Origin of the sequence: uncultured Thiodictyon sp., from assembly GCF_903828115.1 — a bacterium.
GTDB lineage: Bacteria > Pseudomonadota > Gammaproteobacteria > Chromatiales > Chromatiaceae > Thiodictyon.
Map to the genome: position 1 here is coordinate 1 of NZ_CAIKKU010000202.1, position 7,189 is coordinate 7,189.

Annotated in this window: 8 protein-coding genes; 7 read left to right on the forward strand and 1 reads right to left on the reverse strand. The window is 69.1% G+C overall.

What is annotated here, in order from left to right:
* Positions 1–201 precede the first annotated feature (201 nt).
* The 5 genes from QZY48_RS07395 to QZY48_RS07415 all read left to right on the forward strand — a co-directional run bounded on the left by QZY48_RS07395 (position 202) and on the right by QZY48_RS07415 (position 4,063).
* On the forward strand, positions 202–2,154 hold the full coding sequence (locus QZY48_RS07395; protein ID WP_295429641.1) for a porin: 1,953 nt from the start codon (positions 202–204) through the stop codon (positions 2,152–2,154).
* Between the two features lie 101 nt (positions 2,155–2,255).
* Positions 2,256–2,696: a toll/interleukin-1 receptor domain-containing protein gene (locus tag QZY48_RS07400; protein ID WP_295429644.1), complete on the forward strand. Its 441-nt coding sequence runs from the start codon at positions 2,256–2,258 to the stop codon at positions 2,694–2,696.
* 421 nt (positions 2,697–3,117) lie between these two features.
* Complete coding sequence (locus QZY48_RS07405; protein WP_295429647.1) at positions 3,118–3,465, forward strand: hypothetical protein; 348 nt, start codon at positions 3,118–3,120, stop codon at positions 3,463–3,465.
* Positions 3,462–3,818 (forward strand): hypothetical protein, encoded by a 357-nt coding sequence (locus QZY48_RS07410; RefSeq protein WP_295429650.1) that lies wholly within the window; start codon positions 3,462–3,464, stop codon positions 3,816–3,818. Before QZY48_RS07405 ends, QZY48_RS07410 begins: the two co-directional genes overlap by 4 nt.
* Entirely contained in the window at positions 3,815–4,063 is a 249-nt protein-coding gene (locus QZY48_RS07415; RefSeq protein ID WP_295429653.1) for a hypothetical protein, read from the forward strand. Before QZY48_RS07410 ends, QZY48_RS07415 begins: the two co-directional genes overlap by 4 nt.
* A 190-nt stretch (positions 4,064–4,253) precedes the next feature.
* On the opposite strand, the gene msrB is transcribed toward QZY48_RS07415, so the two are convergent.
* On the reverse strand, positions 4,254–4,703 hold the full coding sequence (gene msrB / locus QZY48_RS07420) for a peptide-methionine (R)-S-oxide reductase MsrB (RefSeq protein ID WP_295429656.1): 450 nt from the start codon (positions 4,701–4,703) through the stop codon (positions 4,254–4,256).
* Positions 4,704–4,857: 154 nt separating this feature from the next.
* Between msrB and asd the strand changes: the two genes are divergently transcribed.
* Together asd and QZY48_RS07430 are read left to right on the forward strand one after the other, a co-directional pair.
* Positions 4,858–5,763 carry an archaetidylserine decarboxylase gene (asd, locus tag QZY48_RS07425; RefSeq protein WP_295429659.1) on the forward strand — a complete coding sequence of 302 codons (906 nt, stop codon included), beginning with the start codon at positions 4,858–4,860 and terminating at the stop codon, positions 5,761–5,763.
* Between the two features lie 43 nt (positions 5,764–5,806).
* The gene (locus QZY48_RS07430) at positions 5,807–7,126 is read left to right on the forward strand and encodes a DEAD/DEAH box helicase (RefSeq protein ID WP_295429662.1); all 1,320 of its coding nucleotides are present in this window, start codon (positions 5,807–5,809) and stop codon (positions 7,124–7,126) included.
* The last annotated feature ends 63 nt before the right edge of the window (positions 7,127–7,189 follow it).

Genomic DNA, 7,189 nt, shown 5'->3' on the forward strand with positions numbered 1-7,189 from the left:
ACCACGATTACGACAACGACAACGACAACGACGCCCGGCCCCGCTGTTGCGTCAAAAAAGCAACACATGTCTCCGGTGTCTCTTTTTTTCTCGACACTGTTGCAAGCGTCTCCTGGGTCGTCTATAGTTCAACCCGCAAAGCACGATTGCGTGAAAGTTTATGCAGTCCTTGTTGCTGAATCCACAACAGCGGAGATCATGATGAACAAGAACCTTCTCACCCTGGCGGTCGCCGCCGCCCTGGCCGTGCCGGCAGTCGCCTCGGCCGAGGCCATCCTGTACGGCAAGCTCAACGTCTCCCTCGACTACGTCGACGTCGAACGCAACGCCACCTTCCACCGTCCTGGTCAAGAAGGCCTGCGCCCGCAGTTCAACTTCGCCACCTTCAAGAGCGGCACCTCGGCTAACTACGACACCCTGAGCGCCTTGGGAACCTACCCCGCCCAGCGCTGGCCTGTCACTGTTATGGGTGCCGGCACCGGCTTCAGCGGTGATCCCAACAACGCGCTGAACTACAACCGTTGGCGCGGGCAGCCGGTGCCCGGCTCCGCTGCCAGCACCGCCTTTATGCCGACCGCCTCACAGGGATCGCAGGTCACTCGATTCCTGAACCCGCAGGCACAAGCAGCTTATTACCAGGCCGCGGCGATCTCCTTGAAGTCGGCCTACCCGCTCAATGCCCAGAACTGGGCCCAGCTTGCCGGCGCGACCGCCCTGGCCAACGGCTACAATTACAGCCCGGCTCAGGTCATCACAACGGCCGACCAGGCCGGTGTGGCCGCTTACAACGCCCGGCTCGCCCAAGGCGCCACCGCGGCGCAGGCGAGTGTCGCGGCGGCCGACGCTTACGATAAGATTGCCGGAGGCGCCTGGAACAGCTATCAGGCGAACCTGGCCTCAGCCCAGAACATGGCGGTCGCAACCGTGGCTCCGCTAGCCGGCGCCTACAGCATGAATGCCTATTTCGCGGGTCAGCATGCGAAGCTGACGAGCGACCTGCAGATCGGCAACGTCACCCAAGCGTATTACAACAACGCGACGGCGCGACTGAACCAGTTGCAGACGCTCGCCTACGCGGCGGCGGTCAACGGTTCCTACAAGGCTGGTCAGTCCTTCAAGGGCTGGGGCCTGGACCTGGGCAATAACGTCAACGGTCCGGCCGACCGCCTGGGCGTGAAGGGTTCCGAGGACCTGGGCAACGGGCTCAAGGCCGTCTACCAGATTGAAATCGGCGTCGACATCAGCAACGCCAACCGCGATACCTATCTGGCCAACGGCAACCGCGGCACCACGGTGACCAACTCCGGCTTCTCCTTCCGCAACACCTTCATCGGGTTGGCGGGTGACTGGGGTACCTTCCTGATGGGTCGTCACGACACCCCGATGAAGGTTTCTACGGCCAAGCTGGATCTCTTCGCCGACACCCTGGCCGACGCGAACGCCACCATCGGCTTCCAGGATCTGCGGGCCGACAGCGCCGTTGCCTATATCTCCCCGAGTTGGAGCGGCTTCCAGATCGCCGCGGCCATCGTCCCGCAGGGTGGCGGCACCGCACTCGGCGCGCTCGACCAGAATGCCGATTCGATCGCCGGAGCCTACTCCGTGGCCGCCATCTACAAGAACGGCCCCTTCTATGGGTCCGTGGCCTACGAGGCCCTGGACAAGAGCAACTGGGAGAGCCAGAACGCCGACTATATGGTCCTGTATCAAGACCGCACGGCCAAGAGCGACACCAAGGTGCGCGTCGGCCTGGGGCTGCTGGACTGGAACGGCTTCACCCTGACGGGTATCTATGAGCAGCGCCAGAACATCATGGGCGCCCCCACGCAGTCCAACGGCAACTTCTTCCAGGTGTCGGCCGGCTACGCCTTCGGCAACAACATGGTCAAGGCCATGTGGGGCCGTGCCGACCTGGACAATTGCGCCGATCCGAACGCCGTGGGCTTCCGCTACACCTGCGAGGCGAGCGCGCTCGGGCAGTACTTCGCCAGCGACATCCTGGTCAACAACAAGCAGAAGAGTTCGTTTGCCATCGGCTACGACTACAACTTCAGCAAGCGTACCGCGGCCTTCCTGCTCTATACCAAGGTCTCGGACAAGATCGAAAACTCCGACTGGAGCGGCTTCTCGATCGGCATGAACCACAGCTTCTGATAGGCTGAAAGCGCGCCTTAGGGCGCACAGGGATGTGTGAAAACGGGGCCGGCTGGCCCCGTTTTTTTGTCCGGGTTTTATGCACCGCACCCGGAGCAGCGATGACCGACCAGCCGCGCGACCTCATCTTTCTGAGCTACTCCCACCGGGACCCGGCGATCTATCAGGAGGTCCGCCAACGGCTGCTCGACCAGGGGCTCGGCGACCGTCTCTGGGACGATACCGGGATCCGCACCGGCGACCGGTGGGACGAGCGCATCCAGGACGGGATGGACCGCGCCGCGGTCGCCGTCCTGATCCTGTCCGACGGTTATTTCGGGCGCCGCCAGGGCGGCGGCGAGTACATCCTGGAGCGCGAGCTACCCTATTTCATCGAGCGCTGGCGCTCCGGCGAACTGGACCTGCTGCCACTCTACCGGCGCCCCTCGCCGCACTTCGCGTCGGACCGGCGCGACCCGATCAAGCCCTTCAACTCTCGCTGGGACGGGACCGAGCGCCAGGCCGACCTGCACGGCATCCAGGCACTGGCCCGTAACGGCTAGTCTGGCGGATGCCCCCGAGGCGACGCGGCGCGACGCCCTGCTCGCCCTGGCCGCCGAGGCCGAGCGGCGGCTGGCGGCCCGTGCCGCCGCCCCGCGCACCGGCCCGACCCAGGTCCAGGGCCGCCAGTGCCTGACCGTCGAGTTCTGCGTCGATGACCAGGGCCTGCGCCGCGTCTTCAAGGTCGGCGGTCAGCCGGTCGCCCTGGCGCCGCCGGCCATCGCGCGGGCCGAGCTCGAGGCCCTGAGCGCGGAGGCGGACCGCAGCCTCCCGGGCGCCGACCAGGAGGCCCGGAAGCGGATCGGCCGCGCTCTCTATCGCCTCCTGTTCGGCGGCCGGGACGGGGCAGATCTGTTCCCGCGGCTCGCCGCGACCCTCTGGGGCCTGCCGCCCGGCGCCACGGCCCAGAGGGTCGCCGTCGCCTTGGAGATCGGCTGCGCCCCCGCCCCCTGCGCGCCCTGGCCGCTGCGCCTGCCCTGGCACCTGAGCGCCGCCGACGGCGAGCCGCTGGCCGGGTGCTGCGGCTGGTCCTTCGAGCTCATCTGCGCCCTCTACGCCGCGGGCGAGTCGGACCAGGCGCGGGCCGCCGGCACCAAGTGGCTCCAGGCCTTCCTCACCGAGCAGCACCCGGATCTCGACCCCTTCACCGTGGCCGACTGGGTCTGCGGGGAGACCGGCGGTGTCTTCGCCGACACGGTCGAGGCGCTCGAGCGGCTGCACGACACCGGCTTCCAGGCCGCCTATGACGCACTGCGGGGCCCACGGCCATGAGCGACTTCGAGGTCCTGAGCGGACTGCCCGACCACTGCGACTGGACGGCCCACGACAGCGCCGCCCCGCGTCGCCGGCTCGAAGCCGCCCGGCCGCCCGCGAGCCTCACCGACCACACCGAGGGCGCCCGCGCCAACCGCCCGGACCCGGACCTGCGGCTCGCGGTCAACGCGGCCATCCAGTTGCGCGCGCCGCTGCTGGTCACCAGCAACAGCGAGCGGCGCCTGCCCGACGCCTTCCTGCGCCGCTGCATCGTCCACCACATCGCCATGACGCCGGACCTGCCGCACCTGCACTGCCTGGTCAAGGACCAGGACGACCGCGAGGTCCTGCGGGAGCCGGGGCGGCGGTGAGCGTCCCCGGGCTCCCGCCCGAACTGGCCGCGCTCCTGGCGCGCCTGCGGCAGCGGGGCCTGCCGGTCATGACCGTGGAGATCGGGCGCCTGCAACACCTGCTGGCGGTCCCGGGCAGCCTGGAGGCGGGCGGGCTCCCGGCCCTGCTCGCGGCCGTCCTCCTCCCACAGGACGGGCTCGGCCCGGCGGGGCAGCAGCAGGCCGAGCCCGGCCGCGGCGCCCCAGCAGGCGAGCGCGGCGGGTAGGGGCAGGGCGAGGGTGGCCTGGAAGGCGAGGGCGCCGAGGGCGAGGCCGCCGATCCACAGCAGCGCGATTTCGACGGCGGTCGCCGGGATGCGGTTCCAGAGTGCGCGCAGGCGCGGTTCGAGCCAGGCGCGGGTTCTTGGGATGCTCGGGCGCATCGGCTGGCGTTCCCGGGAGATGGGCTCGCGTGGCTCAGGTATCCTCTGGTTCGCAGGGGCGGGACGCCCCTGCTCCTTTGGCCTTCGGCGCGAAGTCCAGCGACACCGAGTTGATGCAGTAGCGCAGCCCGGTGGGGCGGGGGCCGTCGGGGAAGACGTGGCCCAGGTGGGCGCCGCAGCGGTTGCAGTGGACCTCGGTGCGGTGCATCCCGTGGGCCTTGTCGGTGTCGGTGCCGATCGCCACGGGGCTGGCGGGTTGCCAGAAGCTGGGCCAGCCGCTGCCGGAGTCGTATTTTTGCGCCGAATCGAACAGCTCGGCCCCACAGGCGCCGCAGCGGTAGAGGCCGGGCTCCTTGGTGTCATAGTAGCGGCCGGTGAAGGCGGGCTCGGTGCCCCGCTCGCGGGCCACGCGGTACTGCTCGGGCGTCAGTTCGGCACGCCACTGCGCCTCGGTCTTTTCGATCTTGTCGCTGTTGTCGCTCATGGGGACCTCGTGGTTTGGATTGCTCACTCGACGCCCGGGGGTGCGGTCCGTAAAATCCGGATGAGGCCCGGGACCGACCGAACAGGGCCGCCGCGCGCCTTGGCCGACCAGCGGCGGCTGACCGCATCTGGAATTTACGCTTGCCGGAGGGGCAATGAACGCTACGCAATCGAGCCGGGACTCACGCTGGGTGTCACGTTGGGGCGCGCGCCTCTTTGTGGGCCTCCAGTATCTGTTGCCGCAGCATGGGCTGTCGCTCCTGATGTACCGGCTCGCGCGGGTCGAGGCGGCGCCGTTCAAGGGCTGGATGATCCGCGCCTATGTGCGCCTGGTGGGCGTCGACCTGGGCCTGGCGGCAGAGCCGGACCTGGCCGCCTACCCGCACCTCGCGGCCTTCTTCACCCGCGCCCTGCGCCCGGACGCCCGCCCGCTGGACCCGGACCCGGCGGCGGTGCTCTCGCCGGTGGACGGGACCATCAGCCAGATCGGGACCATCGTCGACGGGCGCATCATCCAGGCCAAGGGCCAGGACTATTCGGTGAGCGACCTCCTGGGCGGCGGGACCGACGCCCACCACCTGTTCGACGGGGGCCGCTTCGCGACCATCTATCTCTCTCCGCGCGACTATCACCGCATCCACATGCCGCTCGCCGGGGACTTGGCGGAGATGACCTATCTGGGGGGCCGACTGTTCAGCGTCAACCGCATGACGGCGCAGCGGGTGCCCGGGCTCTTCGCGCGCAACGAGCGGGTGCTGTGTCTGTTCGGCACCGATGCGGGCCCCATGGCCCTGGTGCTGGTGGGGGCGATCTTCGTCGGCGGGATCGAGACGGTCTGGGAGGGTGAGGTCGCCCCCACCCTGTCCGGGCTGCGCTGCCGACGCTGGCACTACACGGGCAAGTCCCGGCAGGTGCACCTGGGGCGCGGTGAGGAGCTGGGCCGCTTCAATCTGGGCTCGACCATCGTCCTGCTCTTTCCGCCGGGGGCCCTGGCGTGGGACCCGGCCCTGGCCCCGGGCCAGGCGGTGCGGCTGGGGCAACGGCTCGGGACCCTGGGCTGAGCCTCCCGCCCCGCCGCCGCCGTTTCCTGGTATGGTGCCGCCGATGAACCCACAATTTTCCCAATTCATGCTCCCGGAGGCGCTCGTCCGTGGCCTGGAGAAGGCCGGCTTCGAGACGCCCACCCCGGTGCAGGCGCAGGTCATTCCGCTCGCCCAGGACGGGCTGGATCTGCTGGTTTCCGCCGCCACCGGCTCCGGCAAGACCGCCGCCTTCCTGCTGCCGATCATGCAGCGCCTGCTCAACGCGCGTGCGCCGCGCAGCGCCACCCGTGCCCTGATCCTGGTGCCCACGCGCGAGCTGGCGCGGCAGATCTATATCCATTTCATGCGCCTGGCGAGCCTCACCCGGCTCACCGCGGCGGTGATCATCGGCGGGGAGCGGCACGACCGCCAGCTCGCCGCGCTGCGGCGCAACCCCGAGATCCTGGTGGCGACCCCGGGCCGGCTGCTGGAGTCCGTCCAGAGCGGTGCGGCGGACCTGCGGGATCTTGAGGTCCTGGTCCTGGACGAGGCGGACCGGATGCTCGATCTCGGCTTTGCCGAGGACGTGCTCGCGATCATCGGTCACACCAACCCGGCGCGTCAGTCGCTGCTCTTCTCCGCCACCCTGCACCATCGGGGCCTGGCCGCCATCACCGACCAGTTGCTGCGCGACCCCCGGGTGCTGGTGATCAACCCGGTGCGCGAGGGCCACCCGGACATCGCCCATCAGGTGATCCTGAGCGACGACACCGAACACAAGCAGGCCCAACTGCTGTGGCTGCTCCAGAACGAGCCGGCGGAGAAGGTCCTGGTCTTCACCAATACGCGGGAGCGGGCGATCGCGCTCGGCCCCTTGCTGGTGGGCCAGGGTCAGCGCAGCGTGGTGCTCCACGGCGAGCTCGATCAGCGCGAGCGCAACCGGGTCATGGGCCTGGTGCACGGGGGCCAGGTGCGCATCCTGATCGCGACCGACGTGGCGGCGCGGGGGCTCGACATCCCCGGGGTCCAACTCGTGGTCAATTTCGAGCTGGCCCGCAGCGGCGACGACTATCTGCACCGCACCGGGCGCACCGGCCGGGCGGGGGAGAAGGGCCTGGCGATTGCCTTGGTCGGTCCCAAGGAATGGAACCTGATGGAGAGCATCGAGCGCTATCTCGGGCTCGAATTCCAGGCGCGCGCCATCCCCGGGCTCAAGGCCGCCTTCAGCGGCCCCGGCAAGCGCAAGGGCCCCCGCAAGTCCGCGTCCAAGTCCAGGGCCGCCCCCGCCGCCGACAAGCCGCGGGTCAAGGAGCGCGAGCGCGACCGCAAGGCGATCGGCAAGCGGCGCCAACCCACGACGACGGGGGAGGCGGGTCTTTCGCCGCTGCGTAAGAAGCAATAGCGCCGTAGGATGGGTAGAGCGCAGCGAAACCCATCGTTTGCGAGCGGCTAAGTAACGAGTCAA